We start from the raw sequence: 14,831 nt of genomic DNA on the forward strand, positions 1-14,831 counted from the left end.
CTGCATCGACGGAAAAGGGGAGGGGCTCTAGCCGAGGACCGGCCGGAACAGCCCGAGACCCTGCTCCGCCAGCAGGGCGGAGAAGAGCAGGAACAGGTAGAGGATCGAGAAGCCGAACAGGCTCATCGCCGCCTTGTTGGCAGCCTCGCCCTCGCGCCGGCGCAGCACCTGGAGGCTCAGGGCCACCATGGCGAGACCGCCGAACAGGCCGACGACGCCGTAGATCATCCCGCCGAAGCCGAGGAAGACCGGGGCGAGGCCGAGCGGCGCCAGCAGCACCGAGTAGGCGACGATCTGGCGGCGGGTCGAATCCGGACCGGCGGTGTTCGGCATCATCGGGATGCCGGCCCGCGCGTACTCGCCGGCCTTGACCAGGGCGAGCGCCCAGAAATGCGGCGGCGTCCAGATGAAGATGATCAGGAACAGGACCGTACCCTCGATCCCGATCGAGCCGGTGACCACCGCCTGGCCGATCATCGGCGGCAGCGCGCCGGCGGCCCCGCCGATCACGATGTTCTGCGCCGTCGAGCGCTTCAGCCACATCGAGTAGATCACGGCGTAGAACACGATGGTGAAGGCGAGGAGCCCCGCCGACAGCCAGTTCGCCGCCAGGCCCAGCACCAGCACCGAGCCGACCGACAGGGTGAGGCCGAAGGACAGGGCCTCGTTCGGCCGGATCCGCCCGGCCGGGATCGGCCGCGTCCGGGTGCGGGTCATCACCGCGTCGACGTCGGCGTCCCACCACATGTTGAGGCAGCCCGAGGCGCCGGCCCCGACCGCGATCATCAGGAGCGAGATCGCCCCGATCACCGGGTTCACGTGCGACGGCGTGACCGTCATGCCGACGAGGGCGGTGAAGATCACCAGCGCCATCACCCGGGGCTTCAGGAGCGCGAAGTAATCCGCCACCTCGCCGCCGGAGCTGCTCGCCTCGACGAAGGGGCGGTCGGAGATCGCGCTGTTCGACAGGGTGGTCATGCTGGGTGTCGCGGCCATGATGCTTGCGGGATGATGCGTGCGGGCTTCGGGTGTCGCGCTCCTCGCCGGAGCGCCGCGCGGGCGCTCGGGGGAAGAGCCGAGGACCGCCCGCCGGGCGGTCCTCCGTGAGACCTGCGCCGGATGTCCGGGCCTGTCTCCTCGCTATGTTGGTCCGCCGCGGTTTTTCGCGGCGAACCGGGCTCGACCGGCTCAGTGGGCGTGGGACGGCTCGTCCACGATCACCGGCAGGGTCTCGTACTGGTGGAAGGGCGGGGGCGAGGACAGGGTCCACTCGAGGGTGGTGGCACCCTCGCCCCACGGGTTGTCCGCGGCCCGCTCCTTGGAGCGGAAGGCCAGCACCACGCCGATGACGAACACCACCATGCCCAGGGCGAAGATGTGACCGCCCATGGTGGCGACCCAGTGCCAGCCCGCGAAGGCCTCCGGATAGTCGGCATAGCGACGCGGCATGCCGGCGAGGCCGAGGAAGTGCATCGGGAAGAACAGCACGTTGGCGCCGATGAAGGCGAGCCAGAAGTGCAGCTTGCCGGCCCACTCGGGGATGATGCGGCCGGTCATCTTCGGGAACCAGTAGTAGATACCGGCAAAGATGATGAACACCGCGCCGAGCGACAGCACGTAGTGGAAGTGCGCCACGACGTAGTAGGTGTCGTGCAGGTAGCGGTCGACAGCGGCGTTGGCCAGGATCACGCCGGTGACGCCGCCGACGGTGAACAGGAACACGAAGCCGACGGCCCAGTGCATCGCGGCGGTGAAGCGGATCGAGCCGCCCCACATCGTGGCGATCCAGGAGAAGATCTTCACGCCGGTGGGGACCGCGATCACCATGGTGGCGAACACGAAGTAGGACTGGGTCTGGAGCGTGAGGCCCACGGTGTACATGTGGTGGGCCCACACCACGAAGCCGACGACGCCGATCGCCACCATCGCGTAGGCCATCGCGAGATAGCCGAAGACCGGCTTGCGCGAGAAGGTCGAGATGATGTGCGAGACGATGCCGAAGGCCGGCAGGATCATGATGTAGACTTCGGGGTGGCCGAAGAACCAGAACAGGTGCTGGTACAGGATCGGGTCGCCGCCGCCGGCCGGATCGAAGAAGGTCGTGCCGAAGTTGCGGTCGGTCAGCAGCATGGTGATCGCGCCGGCGAGAACGGGCAGCGACAGCAGCAGCAGGAACGCGGTCACCAGCATCGACCAGGCGAACAGCGGCATCTTGTGCAGGGTCATGCCCGGCGCGCGCATGTTCAGGATGGTGGTGATGAAGTTGATCGCGCCGAGGATCGAGCCCGCGCCCGACAGGTGCAGGGCGAAGATCGCGAAGTCGACGGCCGGGCCGGGATGGCCGGCGGTGGAGAGCGGCGGGTAGACGGTCCAGCCGGTGCCGGCGCCGACCGCGCCCGGGGCGCCCTCGACGAACAGCGAGCAGACGAGGCTCATGAAGCCCGCGACCGTCAGCCAGAACGAGATGTTGTTCATGCGCGGGAACGCCATGTCCGGCGCGCCGATCATCAGCGGCACGAACCAGTTGCCGAACCCGCCGATAAGGGCCGGCATCACCATGAAGAACACCATGATGAGGCCGTGCCCGGTCACGAACACGTTGTAGGTCTGCGGGTTGGAGAAGTACTGCAGGCCAGGGGCCTCCATCTCCATCCGGATGCCGAAGGACAGGAACGCGCCGACGATGCCCGCCGAGAAGGCGAACAGCAGGTAGAGCGTGCCGATGTCCTTGTGGTTGGTCGAGTTGAACCAGCGCTGGAAGAACGGTGGCGTATGGTCGTGGGCGTGGTCGTGCCCTGCCGTGACGGCTTGAGCCATGGGGTCAGCCTCTTCGAGGAATGTCTCGGTCGGTCTGTCGAAAGGGGCGGGGCGCGCCGGCGGCGGCGCCCCGCGTCATGAAATCAGTCGGCGTCCGCCGGGCGCCTTACTTGGCTTCGGCGAACTTAGGCCCGCCGTCGGTGCGGGCGAACTTGGTCTTGGCCTCGGCGGTCCAGGCCTGGAAGGCCTGCTCGCTCACCACCTTCACGGTGATCGGCATGTAGGCGTGGCGCTGGCCGCACAGCTCGGAGCACTGGCCGTGATAGACGCCCTCGCGCTCGGCCTTGAACCAGAACTGGTTGAGGCGGCCCGGGATCGCGTCGATCTTGAAGCCGAAGGACGGCATCGCCCAGGAATGCATCACGTCGGCGGCGGTGACCTGGATCTTCACGATCTTGTTCACCGGCACCACCACCTCGTTGTCGGTGGCGAGCAGCTTGGGCTGGCCGGACTTCACCTGGTCCTCGCCCTCGAGCAGGTTGGCGTCGAACTTGAAGCCGCCGACCGCCTCCGGGTACTCGTAGGACCAGTACCAGGCATGGCCGATGACCTTGACCATCAGGTCGGCCTTCGGGTCCGAGAGCTGGGTGCGCAGCACGCGGAACGACGGGATCGCGATCGCCACCAGGATCAGCACTGGGACGATCGTCCAGGCGACCTCCAGCATCGTGTTGTGCGTGGTGCGCGACGGGGTCGGGTTCTTCGTCTCGTTGAACTTGACCACCACCGCGATCAGCAGGGCCAGCACGAACAGGACGACGACGAGCATGATCCAGTTCAGCAGGTGGTGGAAATTGTAGATTTCCGTAGCCACCGCCGTCACCGGGACCTGCAGGTCCATCTGCCACGGCACCGGCTGGCCCACGCCCGCCGCCGTCGCGGCCGTCACGCTGCCGAGGAGCCCGGTCGCCGCCAGCGCCGCGGCGCGTCCCCAGAAGCCCCGGCCCGTCGACCGGTCTTGCGCCCTCGCCATCCCCATGGTGCCCTCGATGCTCCCCAACAGGCTGTCTGCCGGCAACGGGCGCCCGCGCGGCGGGAGCGCCGTCCTGTCTCGCCCGCGCGATGCCGGCCCGCCGCCCTGCGGCCGGAAACCGGCCGAGACCCGGTCGGCGTCTCTCACCACAATGACGACGCAAGCGCAACGGCGTTGGCGTCGCATCGGCGTGCGGAATTCGCCTGTGGGCACTGGACATTCGTCCTGAGGCTCGAATGATTCCGCACAAGCCTGCGCGATTCAGAAGCGCCTTCCTGGACGGCCCGACGTGCCGGTAGCTCCCCGATGACCCTTCGATGATCGAGCGCCTCGAATTCATCCTGGCGCTCGCCCGCGAGCAGCATTTCGGCCGCGCCGCCCAGGCCTGCGGGGTCTCGCAGCAGACTCTCTCGGCGGGGGTGAAGCAGCTCGAGGAACGGCTGGGTGTGCTTCTCGTGCAACGCGGCTCGCGCTTCCAGGGCTTCACCCCGGAGGGCGAGCGGGTGCTCGACTGGGCGCGGCGCATCGTCGGCGACGCCCGCGCCATGCGCCAGGAGGTGGCGGCCCTGCGCCGCGGCCTGTCGGGCACCCTCCGGATGGCGGCGATCCCGACCGCGACCCCGATGGTCGCCGCGCTCACCACGCCGTTCCGGGCCCGCCACCCGGCGGTGCGCTTCTCGGTGCAGTCGGCGACCTCGCACGAGATCGTCCGGCAGATCGCCAATCTCGAACTCGATGCCGGCCTGACCTACATCGAGGACGAGCCGCTCGGCCGCGTCACCGCCCTGCCGCTCTACCGCGAGCATTACCGTCTGCTCACCGCCGCCGACGGGATCTACGGCGGGCGGGCGAGCGTGACCTGGGCCGAGGTCGGGCGGATTCCGCTCTGCCTGCTCACCCCGGCGATGCAGAACCGGCGCATCATCGACCGCCACCTGCGCGCCGCCGGGGCCGAGCCGGCGCCGCTGCTCGAATCGAACTCGATGATCGTGCTCGTCACCCACGTGCGCACCGCCAAGTGGGCGAGCATCATGCCGGCGGCCCTCGCCGAGACCTTCCGCCTCACCGAGCGGGTGCGGGCGGTGCCGATCACCGATCCCGACGTCAGCCACATGATCGGCCTCGTCGTGCCCGAGCGCGACCCGATGACCCCGCTGGTCGCCGCCTTCCTGTCCGAGGCGCGGGCGATCGCGCCCGATCTCGCCGCCGAGGTGGCGGCGCTCTGACGCGCAACGCGGCTTCACACCTCGGCGACGGCGGCTCGAACTTTCGTCGCAGGCCCCGCGCTTGTTCGACCTTTTCCCCGCGAGCGTGCTCCGTTCAACAAAAATTCCTTGTCGTGCCACCGAACCGCGCGATTGATCCGACGGCCCGGACCGACCAGTTTGCGGCCTTAGAACGATAACGATCTGGGCTGGAAAACATGCCGAGCCACGAACTTGGTCGAGGCGCGGGCCGGGAGCCCTGGGATGCCGGGCGGGCGGCGGGGATCATCGCCGAGCATGCCCGCCGCGAGGGCGCCACGCTGCCGATCCTGCACGCGCTCCAGGAGACCTTCGGCTACGTCGACGGCGAGGCGGTGCCGCTAATCGCCGACGCGCTGAACCTGTCGCGGGCGGAAGTTCACGGCTGCATCACCTTCTACCACGATTTCCGCAGCGAGCCGGCGGGGCGGCACACCGTGAAGCTGTGCCGGGCCGAGGCCTGCCAGGCCGTCGGCGCCGACGCGCTGCACGAGGACGTGCTGCGCCGCTACGACGTCGCCTGGCACGGCACGACCCGCGACGGGCGGGTGACGGTGGAGCCGGTCTTCTGCCTCGGCCTGTGCGCCTGCGGCCCGGCGGCCCTCGTCGACGGCGAGCCGGTCGGCCGCCTCGACCTCGACACCCTGGCGGATGCCCTGACGGAGCGCGCCGCGTGAGCATCACCCTCTACCTGCCGAAGGACGCAGCCAGCCTCGCGCTCGGCGCCGACCGGGTCGCCAGGGCGCTGACCCGCGCGGCGCAAGCCCGCGGTCTCGATATCACCCTGGTGCGCACCGGCTCGCGCGGCATGCTGTGGCTGGAGCCGCTGCTCGAAGTGGCGACGCCCGAGGGGCGCATCGCCTACGGGCCGGTGCGGCCGGGCGACGTCGAATCGCTGCTCGATGCCGGGCTGGTCGAGGGCGGGGCGCATGCCCTGCGCATCGGCCGCCCCGAGGAACACCCCTACCTGGCGCGCCAGCAGCGCCTGACCTTCGGCCGCTGCGGGATCGTCGATCCGGCCTCGGTCGAGGATTACCGCGCCCATGGCGGCTATCGCGGCCTCGAGGCCGCGCTGGCCGCCGGGCCCGCCGGCACCGTCGAGGCGGTGAAGGCCTCGGGGTTGCGCGGCCGCGGCGGCGCCGGCTTCCCGACCGGCATCAAGTGGAACACGGTGATGCTGGCCGAGAGCCCGCAGAAGTACGTGGTCTGCAACGCCGACGAGGGCGATTCCGGCACCTTCGCGGACCGGATGCTGATGGAGGGCGATCCCCTCACGCTGATCGAGGGCATGACCATCGCGGCCGTCGCGGTGGGTGCGACCCGCGGCTACATCTATTGCCGCTCCGAGTATCCGCACGCCTTCGCGGCGCTCGAGACCGCCATCGCGGCGGCCGAGCGGGCCGGCTTCCTCGGCGCGAACGTGCTGGGGTCGGGCCGAGCCTTCCACCTCGAAGTGCGTCTCGGGGCCGGCGCCTATATCTGCGGCGAGGAAACGTCCCTCCTCGAGAGCCTCGAGGGCAAGCGCGGCCTCGTGCGGGCCAAGCCCCCGATCCCTGCGCTGAAGGGTCTGTTCGGCCAGCCGACGCTCGTCAACAACGTGCTGTCCTTCGCGGCCGTGCCGTGGATCCTGGAACATGGCGGTCCGGCCTACGCCGCCTACGGCATGGGCCGCTCGCTCGGCACCCTGCCGATCCAGCTCGCCGGCAACGTCGCGCGCGGCGGGCTGATCGAGACCGCCTTCGGGCTGAGCTTGCGCGAGGTGATCGAGGATTTCGGCGGCGGCACCGCCTCGGGGAGGCCGCTGCGCGCCGTGCAGGTCGGCGGGCCGCTCGGGGCCTACTTCCCCGACACGCTCCTCGACACGCCGCTCGACTACGAGGCCTTCGCGGCGAAGAAGGGCCTCCTCGGCCATGGCGGCGTCGTGGTGTTCGACGACACCGTCGACCTCGCGCGCCAGGCCCGATTCGCCTTCGAGTTCTGCGCCGCCGAGTCGTGCGGCAAGTGCACGCCCTGCCGCATCGGTGCGGTGCGGGGCATGGAGACGATCGACAAGGTGCTCGCCGGCGAGTCGCCGCGTGAAAACCTCGCCCTCGTCACCGACCTCTGCGAGGTCATGACCGACGGCTCGCTCTGCGCCATGGGCGGGCTGACGCCCGTGCCGGTGATGAGCGCGCTCACCCATTTCCCGGAAGATTTTTCCGGCCGCGGCGCCAAGCTGCCGCTGGCGGCCGAGTGAGGACGCACCCGATGGCCCTCATCAAGGAAATCGACTACGGCACCCCGATCCGCGTCTCCGACCAGAGCGTGACGCTGACGATCGATGGCCAGTCCGTGACCGTACCCGCCGGCACCTCGGTGATGGCGGCGGCGATGCATGCCGGCACGCAGATCCCGAAGCTCTGCGCCACCGACTCGCTCGAGCCCTTCGGCTCCTGCCGCCTTTGCCTCGTCGAGATCGACGGGCGGCGCGGTACACCAGCCTCCTGCACGACGCCGGCCGAGAACGGCATGGTGGTGCACACCCAGTCGGACAAGCTCGCGCGACTGCGCAAGGGCGTGATGGAGCTCTACATCTCCGACCACCCGCTCGACTGCCTGACCTGCTCGGCCAACGGCGATTGCGAGTTGCAGACCCAGGCCGGCACGGTGGGCCTGCGCGAGGTCCGCTACGGCTACGACGGCGCCAACCACGTCTCGAAGAACTCCGAGCTCTACCTGCCGAAGGACGAGTCGAACCCGTACTTCGCTTACGACCCGTCGAAGTGCATCGTCTGCAACCGCTGCGTCCGGGCCTGCGAGGAGGTGCAGGGCACCTTCGCGCTGACCATCGCCGGTCGCGGCTTCGATTCCCGGGTGGCGGCGGGGCCGACCGACTTCTTCAACTCCGAATGCGTGTCGTGCGGCGCCTGCGTGCAGGCCTGCCCGACGGCGACGCTGCAGGAGAAGTCCGTCATCGCGATGGGCCAGCCGGAGCATTCCAAGGTCACGACCTGCGCCTATTGCGGCGTCGGCTGCGCCTTCAAGGCCGAGATGCAGGGCGACCGGATCGTCCGCATGGTGCCCTACAAGGACGGCAAGGCCAACGAGGGCCATTCCTGCGTCAAGGGCCGCTTCGCCTACGGCTACGCCACCCACCAGGACCGCATCACCAAGCCGATGGTGCGCGAGAAGATCACCGATCCCTGGCGCGAAGTGTCCTGGGAGGAGGCGATCCAGCACGCGGCCTCCGCGTTCAAGCGCATCCAGGCCCAGTACGGGCGCGACTCGATCGGCGGCATCACCTCGTCGCGCTGCACCAACGAGGAAGCCTACCTCGTCCAGAAGCTGGTCCGCGCCGGTTTCGGCAACAACAACGTCGATACCTGCGCCCGGGTCTGCCACTCGCCGACCGGCTACGGCCTGATGTCGACGCTCGGCACCTCGGCCGGCACCCAGGACTTCAAGTCGGTCGAGGATTCCGACGTGATCCTGGTGATCGGCGCCAACCCGACCGACGGCCACCCGGTCTTCGGCTCGCGGATGAAGAAGCGCCTGCGCCAGGGCGCCAAGCTGATCGTGATCGATCCGCGCCGGATCGACCTCGTCAAGTCGCCCCACATCCGGGCGGCGCACCATCTTCCGGTCAAGCCCGGCGCCAACGTGGCGATGGTCAACGCGCTCGCCCACGTCGTGGTGACGGACGGTCTCGTCGACGAGGCCTATGTCCGCGAGCGCTGCGACCTGAAGGACTTCGAGATCTGGGCCCGCTTCATCGCCGACGAGCGCCACGCGCCGGAAGCGGTGCAGGAGCTGACCGGCTGCGACCCGGCCGAGGTGCGGGCGGCCGCCCGCCTCTACGCCAAGGGCGGAGCCGCGGCGATCTATTACGGCCTCGGCGTCACCGAGCACAGCCAGGGCTCGACCATGGTGATGGGCATGGCGAACCTCGCCATGGCCACCGGCAACATCGGCAAGCCGGGCGCCGGCGTGAACCCGCTGCGGGGCCAGAACAACGTCCAGGGCTCCTGCGACATGGGCTCGTTTCCGCACGAGCTGACCGGCTACCGCCACGTCTCGGACGACGCGACCCGCGAGACCTTCGAGGCCCTGTGGGGCGCGCAGCTCTCGCCCGATCCGGGCCTGCGCATCACCAACATGCTCGACGAGGCGGTCGCCGGCACCTTCAAGGGCCTGTACATCCAGGGCGAGGACATCGCCCAGTCCGACCCCGACACGCACCACGTCACGGCCGGCCTGAAGGCGATGGAGTGCATCGTCATCCAGGACCTGTTCCTGAACGAGACTGCGAAATACGCCCACGTCTTCCTGCCGGGTGCCTCGTTCCTGGAGAAGGACGGCACCTTCACCAATGCCGAGCGGCGGATCAGCCGGGTGCGCCAGGTGATGGCGCCGATGGGCGGCTACGGCGACTGGGAGGGCACGATGCTGCTCTCCAATGCGCTCGGCTACCCGATGCACTACGGGCACCCGTCCGAGATCATGGACGAGATCGCGTCCCTGACCCCGAGCTTCGCCGGCGTGTCCTACGCCAAGCTCGAGGAACTCGGCTCGATCCAATGGCCGTGCAACGACAAGGCACCGCTCGGTACGCCGATGATGCATGTCGACCGCTTCGTGCGGGGCCTCGGCCGGTTCATGCTCACCGAGTTCGTCGCATCCGACGAGCGCACCACGCGCAAGTTCCCGCTGATCCTCACCACCGGCCGGATCCTGTCGCAGTACAATGTCGGGGCGCAGACCCGGCGCACCGCCAACTCGCTGTGGCATCCCGAGGACGTGCTGGAGATCCATCCCTTCGACGCCGAGAGCCGCGGCATCGTCGAGGGCGACCTCATCAGCCTGGAGAGCCGGTCGGGCGACATCGCGCTGAAGGCGCGGGTCACCGAGCGGATGCAGCCGGGGGTGGTCTACACCACCTTCCACCACGCGAAGACCGGCGCCAACGTCATCACCACCGACTACTCGGACTGGGCGACCAACTGCCCCGAGTACAAGGTGACGGCGGTGCAGGTTCGGCGTACCAACCGGCCGTCCGATTGGCAGGCCCGGTTCTATGAGGAAGACATCTCCCTCACCCGCATCGCTCACACCCTCGATGCCGCCGAGTAGCGGCGTCGCGACGAGTCAGTCCGTCCCGACCCGCGTCGTCGCCTACGGGCGCGGCGCGGAGCGGGAGGGGATGCGTCCGCTCGCCGTCGAGATGCCGGTGAACGTCGTCTACGGCGACGTTCCCTACGCCGTGATGATGACGACCCCGGCGGATCTCGAGGATTTCGCCTACGGCTTCAGCCTGACCGAAGGCATCGTGGCCGGCGCCGAGGAGATCCGCGGCGCCGCGGTCGAGGCCGGGGAGGGGGGCTTGCGCCTCGTCGTCGACCTCGCGCCCGGGCGCCTGCGCGAGCATCTCGCCCGCAAGCGGGTGTTGTCGGGCCGCACCGGCTGCGGGGTCTGCGGCATCGACGACCTGAAGGACATCCCGAAAGCGGACCGGCACGCCGCGGAAGGCGTCACGGTCTCCCTCGGCGCCGTCGAACGGGCGCTCCAGGCCCTCGACGACCTCCAGGTGCTCGGACGCGAGACCCGGGCGGTCCATGCCGCCGCCTGGGCCGACCGCGACGGCACCATCCTGGCGGTCCGCGAGGATGTCGGGCGTCACAACGCCCTCGACAAGCTGATCGGCGCGCTCCTGCGCGCCGGCACGAGACCCGAGGACGGCTTCCTCGTCATCACCAGCCGCTGCTCGTTCGAGATGGTCGAGAAGGCCGCGAGCTTCGGCGCGGCGATCCTGGTGGCGATCTCGGCCCCGACCTCGCTCGCCGTCGAGCGCGCCGCCCGGCACGGCCTGACCCTCGCGGCGATCGCCCGCCACGACACCGTCACCCTGTTCACCGCGCCCGAGCGCCTGACCGTTCCGTGAGTGTTTCTCAAATGAGCGCCACCGATCCCCACGAGAAGCTCGTCCGCATGGCGAACCAGATCGCCGCGTTCTTCCGCTCCTATCCGCAGGACGAGGCGGTGGCGGGCATCCACAAGCACATCGTGGCGTTCTGGACCCCGCGCATGCGCGATCAGCTCGTCGCCTATTGCGCGGACGCCGATCACGGCCTCGACCCGCTGGCGCTCACCGCCCTGCACATCGCCCCGAAGGCGCGCAGCCCGATCCGCGACGCAGTGACGGACCCGCACGAGCAGGGAATGGGGGCGAGCGACGCGGGCTGACGCGGTCGGCCCGTTCGCCTTGCGGGCGGGACTGACCTATGGTCATCTGGCGACGTGATCGAGCGGAAAGCGCCAGGGCACCACAGCCTCGCGCCCGGTAAGCGGCCGGGTGTCTTCGGGCGAAAGCATCGCCGAACACGAACCCAGGAGGCGACGATGGGGTGGTTTCGACCACGCTTTCGCGTTTCGGTGTTCTACAAGCGAGTGCGGAGGACCAGTGTGGTCCTGATCCTCCGCGTCAAGCTCGGCTAGCGTAGCCCCACCGAAAAGGGGCGAGGAGCGGAAGCTCTTCGCCCCACTCCTGGGTCAGATTGTATGATCCAATGACGAACAGTCAACGCTGACCGATCGGCTCATGCCGCCTCGCCGTCGCCGTCCGGCAGCCGGATCGCGAAGGTCGAGCCGGGTCCGTGCTCATGCGTCTGCGCGGTGACGCGCCCGCCATGCAGCTCGGCAATGCGCTTGACGATCGAAAGGCCGAGGCCGGTCGAGCCCTCGCCGGCAGTGGGCTTGGCCGAGAGGCGCTGGAAGCGGCCGTAGAGGCGGCCGACATCCTCGGGCGACAGGCCCGGGCCGTGGTCGCGCACGGCGTAGACCGTCTCGGCCCCCTCCCGCGCCACCGTGACCAGGATCTCGGCCCCGGCCGGCGAGTACTTGATGGCGTTCGAGATCAGGTTGTCCATCGCCTCGCGCAGCCGCTCGGCATCGCCGTGCAGCGTCAGGCTGTCGGGGATCGCCGAGCGCAGGGTCTGCCCCTTGGTCTCGGCGAGCGGCGCGTTGGCGAGCGACACCTCGCGGGCGAGGCCGGCGACGTCGACCGGCTCGCGCCGGAGCGCGATGTCGAGGGCGTCGTTCATCGCGTCGGCGATCAGGGTCTCGATCATGCCGGTGAGGCGGCGCGCCGTCTCGCGGATATGGCCGATCTGGGCGTGCATCGCCTCGGTCGGCTGCGGGTTCGCCTCGATCATGTCGCCCAGCATCTCGGCCCGGCCGAGGATCACGGCGAGCGGGTTCTTCAGGTCGTGGGCGACCGTGCCGAGGATCTCGGTCTTGAGCTGGTTGGCGCGGCGCAGGTCGGACCGTTGCATCGCGAGCCGGCGGTTCGCGCGCATCAGTTCGGCGGTCCGCTCCACCACCCGCTGCTCGAGGCCGATATTGGCCTGCTGCAGGCGCTCGTAGAGGATGACGTTGTCGAAGGCGACCGACAGGCGCGAGGTGAACAGGGCGATGAGCGCGCGGTCGGTCTCGGAGAGCGAGCGGTCGGCCTTCAGCAGGGCGACGATCTCGCTGCCGCTGGCGGTGTGGACGTAGAGCGTCGACCACTGCTCGCCGAAGGTGTGGCGTCGCTCGGCGAAGGCCTGGGCGACGATCTCCTGGACGGCGTCGTCGAGGGGGCCGGTCCCGTCCCCGCCGACGAGGTGCTGGTAGCAGCCGGATCCGGCGAGCACGCTGACCGCGTCCTGCGGGCCGGTATGGTCGCGCAGCACCAGGATGCCCTCGCAGGCGACGTTGAGCAGCGAGCCGACCTGGGTCAGCACGCCTTCGGCCAGCCGCTGCATCGACTTGTAGTCGAGCAGCATCGGGGCGGCGTCGATGATGATCTCGAGCCCTCGCCGCGTCTCTTCCAGGCGCTTGAGCTGCTGGTAGGCGCGCAGCGCGGCGGTGAGGCTGGTGAACAGCTTGTCGGCGGTGAGCTCGGTCTTCGCCTTGTAGTCGTTGATGTCGTAGTCGACGATGACCCGGCGCTCCGGTGCCTGGCCGGGCTGGCCGGTGCGCAGGATGATGCGAACGGTCTCGTCCTTCAGCTCGCGCCGGACGAAATCGACGAGCCGCAGGCCGGCATCGTCGGTCTCCATCACCACGTCGAGCAGGATCACGGCGACGCCGCGTCGGGCGAGCACCGTCCGGGCCTCGGCGGCCGAATAGGCCGAGACGAGCTCCAGCCCGGCCCCTTCGAGGCTGTAGCCCGATAGGGCGAAGCGGGTGCCCTCGTGCACCGCGGGATCGTCGTCGACGACGAGGACCGGCCAGGAGGCGGCGGCGGTCTCGCCGGGCTCGTCGTCCGGCAGCAGGAAGAGGATGTCGTCGTCGCTCATCGACCGTCCGTGGGGCTCCCCAACCGCTCCGCCGGGACCGCCGGCAGGCGATGCGGCACGACGTCGGGCAAGGCGTCGCTGGGCAAGGCGTCGCGGGGCTAGGCATCGCGCGGTCATCCTGGCCGGGAGCGGAACTGCCGACAAGGTCGCGTCGGAGGAAGTACCCCGCTTCCTTCGATCCCGCGGCCCTCGAACGGGCGACGCGAAAGACGGTCCCGGCGGTCGTCGCGCCGTCGATTGGTGCGGGGGGCGTCGGGTCTTGTGCGCGGGAGCACATCCAGTACCGCCCGGTTCGGGGTGCAATGCTCCCGCAGCAGAACCCGCCTGCAGGCGCCGCGCCTGCAAGGAACGGAGGCACGCCATGCTTCACGTGGTCCCGAGACAAGTCGGCGCGAACGCCGCGCCCCTGGCGGAGGACGCGCCGTGGCGGCGCGACCTCGATGACCTGAATGCCCTGCTGCAGGATTCACGCTCACGTGGCCCGAGCCTCGCCGAGGTCGCCGCCCTGATCGAGGCCGAGGCGCCGGGCGCGCTGCCGGCCGCCTCGCGCCTGCGGATCGCCGCGCGCCTCGCCCGCATCCTCGGCTGAGGCCCCGGCCGCCGAGGTCGCGCGCCGACAGCGGAGCCCGACCGGGGCCGGCAGGGACGTGGACGGACGGCCTGCGGCACGGCATTGTCGTGCCGGAGCGCCTCGCGATCTCGGGGCGCTCCGGCACGGGGGCGCGGCATGACGGCGAGGCGCGGATCGCGGCGGGCGGAATGGTGACCGGGCCGGCGCCGCATGTCGTCGTGGTCGACGACGAGGCCGATGCCCGCGCCATGGTGGGCGATTACCTGAGGATGCACGGTTTCGAGGTCAGCCTGTGCGACGGTGGGCGCGCCCTGCGCCGACGTCTCGCCGAGGTCGCCCCGGACCTGATCGTCCTCGACCTCAACATGCCGGAGGAGGACGGGCTGTCGATCGTGCGCGACCTCAAAGGCCGGTCGAGCGTGCCGATCATCATGCTCACCGCCACGGCGAGCCCGATCGACCGGGTGGTCGGCCTCGAGCTCGGGGCCGACGACTACCTGCCCAAGCCGTGCGAGCTGCGCGAGCTGGTCGCCCGCATCCGCTCGGTGCTGCGTCGGGCCGCGCAGGGGCGCGGGCCGGCCGAGCCGTCCCCGCCCGAGGGCGGCGTCCGCTTCGGCCGGATGATCGTCGACACCGAGACCCTGCGCCTGCGCGACGAGGCCGGCACCGAGCAGATCCTGACCCGCTCCGAATACGCCCTGCTCAAGGCCTTCCTTGACAACCCCAAGCGGGTCCTGACCCGCGAGCGCCTGCTCGACCTCGCCGATGCCCGCGACCCGGAAGCGTTCGACCGGGCGATCGACGTGCGGATCAACCGCATCCGCAAGAAGGTCGAGCCGGACCCGGCCAATCCGCGCTTCATCAGGACCGTGCGCGGCATGGGCTACGTGTTCCGTCCCGACGGCGATTGA

Annotated in this window: 12 protein-coding genes; 8 read left to right on the plus strand and 4 right to left on the minus strand. The window is 69.8% G+C overall.

Features of this window, described 5'->3' with window-relative positions; translation table 11 throughout:
* Positions 1 to 27 precede the first annotated feature (27 nt).
* The 3 genes from A5481_RS19430 to coxB all read right to left on the minus strand — a co-directional run bounded on the left by A5481_RS19430 (position 28) and on the right by coxB (position 3,796).
* The gene (locus tag A5481_RS19430; protein ID WP_048431786.1) at positions 28 to 978 is read right to left on the minus strand and encodes a heme o synthase; all 951 of its coding nucleotides are present in this window, start codon (positions 976 to 978) and stop codon (positions 28 to 30) included.
* Between the two features lie 210 nt (positions 979 to 1,188).
* Positions 1,189 to 2,817, minus strand: a complete 1,629-nt coding sequence (gene ctaD, locus A5481_RS19435) for a cytochrome c oxidase subunit I (protein ID WP_048431785.1) — start codon at positions 2,815 to 2,817, stop codon at positions 1,189 to 1,191.
* Positions 2,818 to 2,923: 106 nt separating this feature from the next.
* Positions 2,924 to 3,796 carry a cytochrome c oxidase subunit II gene (gene coxB / locus A5481_RS19440; RefSeq protein ID WP_048431784.1) on the minus strand — a complete coding sequence of 291 codons (873 nt, stop codon included), beginning with the start codon at positions 3,794 to 3,796 and terminating at the stop codon, positions 2,924 to 2,926.
* A 311-nt stretch (positions 3,797 to 4,107) separates the two neighbouring features.
* Between coxB and A5481_RS19445 the strand changes: the two genes are divergently transcribed.
* The 6 genes from A5481_RS19445 to A5481_RS19470 all read left to right on the plus strand — a co-directional run bounded on the left by A5481_RS19445 (position 4,108) and on the right by A5481_RS19470 (position 11,253).
* Positions 4,108 to 5,016, plus strand: coding sequence for a LysR family transcriptional regulator (locus A5481_RS19445; protein ID WP_048431783.1), 909 nt, complete (start codon positions 4,108 to 4,110; stop codon positions 5,014 to 5,016).
* Between the two features lie 197 nt (positions 5,017 to 5,213).
* Positions 5,214 to 5,711, plus strand: coding sequence for a formate dehydrogenase subunit gamma (locus A5481_RS19450; protein WP_048431782.1), 498 nt, complete (start codon positions 5,214 to 5,216; stop codon positions 5,709 to 5,711).
* Entirely contained in the window at positions 5,708 to 7,270 is a 1,563-nt protein-coding gene (locus tag A5481_RS19455) for a formate dehydrogenase beta subunit (RefSeq protein ID WP_048431781.1), read from the plus strand. Before A5481_RS19450 ends, A5481_RS19455 begins: the two co-directional genes overlap by 4 nt.
* Before the next feature lie 11 nt (positions 7,271 to 7,281).
* On the plus strand, positions 7,282 to 10,143 hold the full coding sequence (fdhF, locus tag A5481_RS19460) for a formate dehydrogenase subunit alpha (protein ID WP_048431780.1): 2,862 nt from the start codon (positions 7,282 to 7,284) through the stop codon (positions 10,141 to 10,143).
* Positions 10,130 to 10,951, plus strand: coding sequence for a formate dehydrogenase accessory sulfurtransferase FdhD (fdhD, locus tag A5481_RS19465; protein ID WP_245238561.1), 822 nt, complete (start codon positions 10,130 to 10,132; stop codon positions 10,949 to 10,951). The genes fdhF and fdhD overlap by 14 nt, the downstream gene beginning before the upstream one ends.
* Before the next feature lie 11 nt (positions 10,952 to 10,962).
* Complete coding sequence (locus A5481_RS19470; protein WP_048431778.1) at positions 10,963 to 11,253, plus strand: formate dehydrogenase subunit delta; 291 nt, start codon at positions 10,963 to 10,965, stop codon at positions 11,251 to 11,253.
* 353 nt (positions 11,254 to 11,606) lie between these two features.
* On the opposite strand, the gene A5481_RS19475 is transcribed toward A5481_RS19470, so the two are convergent.
* Complete coding sequence (locus tag A5481_RS19475; protein WP_048431777.1) at positions 11,607 to 13,349, minus strand: ATP-binding response regulator; 1,743 nt, start codon at positions 13,347 to 13,349, stop codon at positions 11,607 to 11,609.
* Positions 13,350 to 13,710: 361 nt separating this feature from the next.
* Between A5481_RS19475 and A5481_RS19480 the strand changes: the two genes are divergently transcribed.
* Positions 13,711 to 13,938 (plus strand): hypothetical protein, encoded by a 228-nt coding sequence (locus tag A5481_RS19480; protein WP_048431776.1) that lies wholly within the window; start codon positions 13,711 to 13,713, stop codon positions 13,936 to 13,938.
* A gap of 170 nt (positions 13,939 to 14,108) precedes the next feature.
* Positions 14,109 to 14,831 carry a response regulator gene (locus A5481_RS19485; RefSeq protein ID WP_425339717.1) on the plus strand — a complete coding sequence of 241 codons (723 nt, stop codon included), beginning with the start codon at positions 14,109 to 14,111 and terminating at the stop codon, positions 14,829 to 14,831.

It is taken from the genome of Methylobacterium platani, assembly GCF_001653715.1.
Lineage (GTDB): Bacteria > Pseudomonadota > Alphaproteobacteria > Rhizobiales > Beijerinckiaceae > Methylobacterium > Methylobacterium platani.

Coding starts and splice junctions, on each gene's coding strand:
- fdhD (WP_245238561.1), top strand. CDS start 10,130: ATGCCGCCGAGTAGCGGCGTCGCGACGAGTCAGTCCGTCCCGACCCGC.
- A5481_RS19450 (WP_048431782.1), top strand. CDS start 5,214: ATGCCGAGCCACGAACTTGGTCGAGGCGCGGGCCGGGAGCCCTGGGAT.
- A5481_RS19430 (WP_048431786.1), bottom strand. CDS start 978: ATGACCACCCTGTCGAACAGCGCGATCTCCGACCGCCCCTTCGTCGAG.
- fdhF (WP_048431780.1), top strand. CDS start 7,282: ATGGCCCTCATCAAGGAAATCGACTACGGCACCCCGATCCGCGTCTCC.
- A5481_RS19485 (WP_425339717.1), top strand. CDS start 14,109: ATGGTGACCGGGCCGGCGCCGCATGTCGTCGTGGTCGACGACGAGGCC.
- A5481_RS19470 (WP_048431778.1), top strand. CDS start 10,963: ATGAGCGCCACCGATCCCCACGAGAAGCTCGTCCGCATGGCGAACCAG.
- coxB (WP_048431784.1), bottom strand. CDS start 3,796: ATGGGGATGGCGAGGGCGCAAGACCGGTCGACGGGCCGGGGCTTCTGG.
- ctaD (WP_048431785.1), bottom strand. CDS start 2,817: ATGGCTCAAGCCGTCACGGCAGGGCACGACCACGCCCACGACCATACG.
- A5481_RS19480 (WP_048431776.1), top strand. CDS start 13,711: ATGCTTCACGTGGTCCCGAGACAAGTCGGCGCGAACGCCGCGCCCCTG.
- A5481_RS19445 (WP_048431783.1), top strand. CDS start 4,108: ATGATCGAGCGCCTCGAATTCATCCTGGCGCTCGCCCGCGAGCAGCAT.
- A5481_RS19475 (WP_048431777.1), bottom strand. CDS start 13,349: ATGAGCGACGACGACATCCTCTTCCTGCTGCCGGACGACGAGCCCGGC.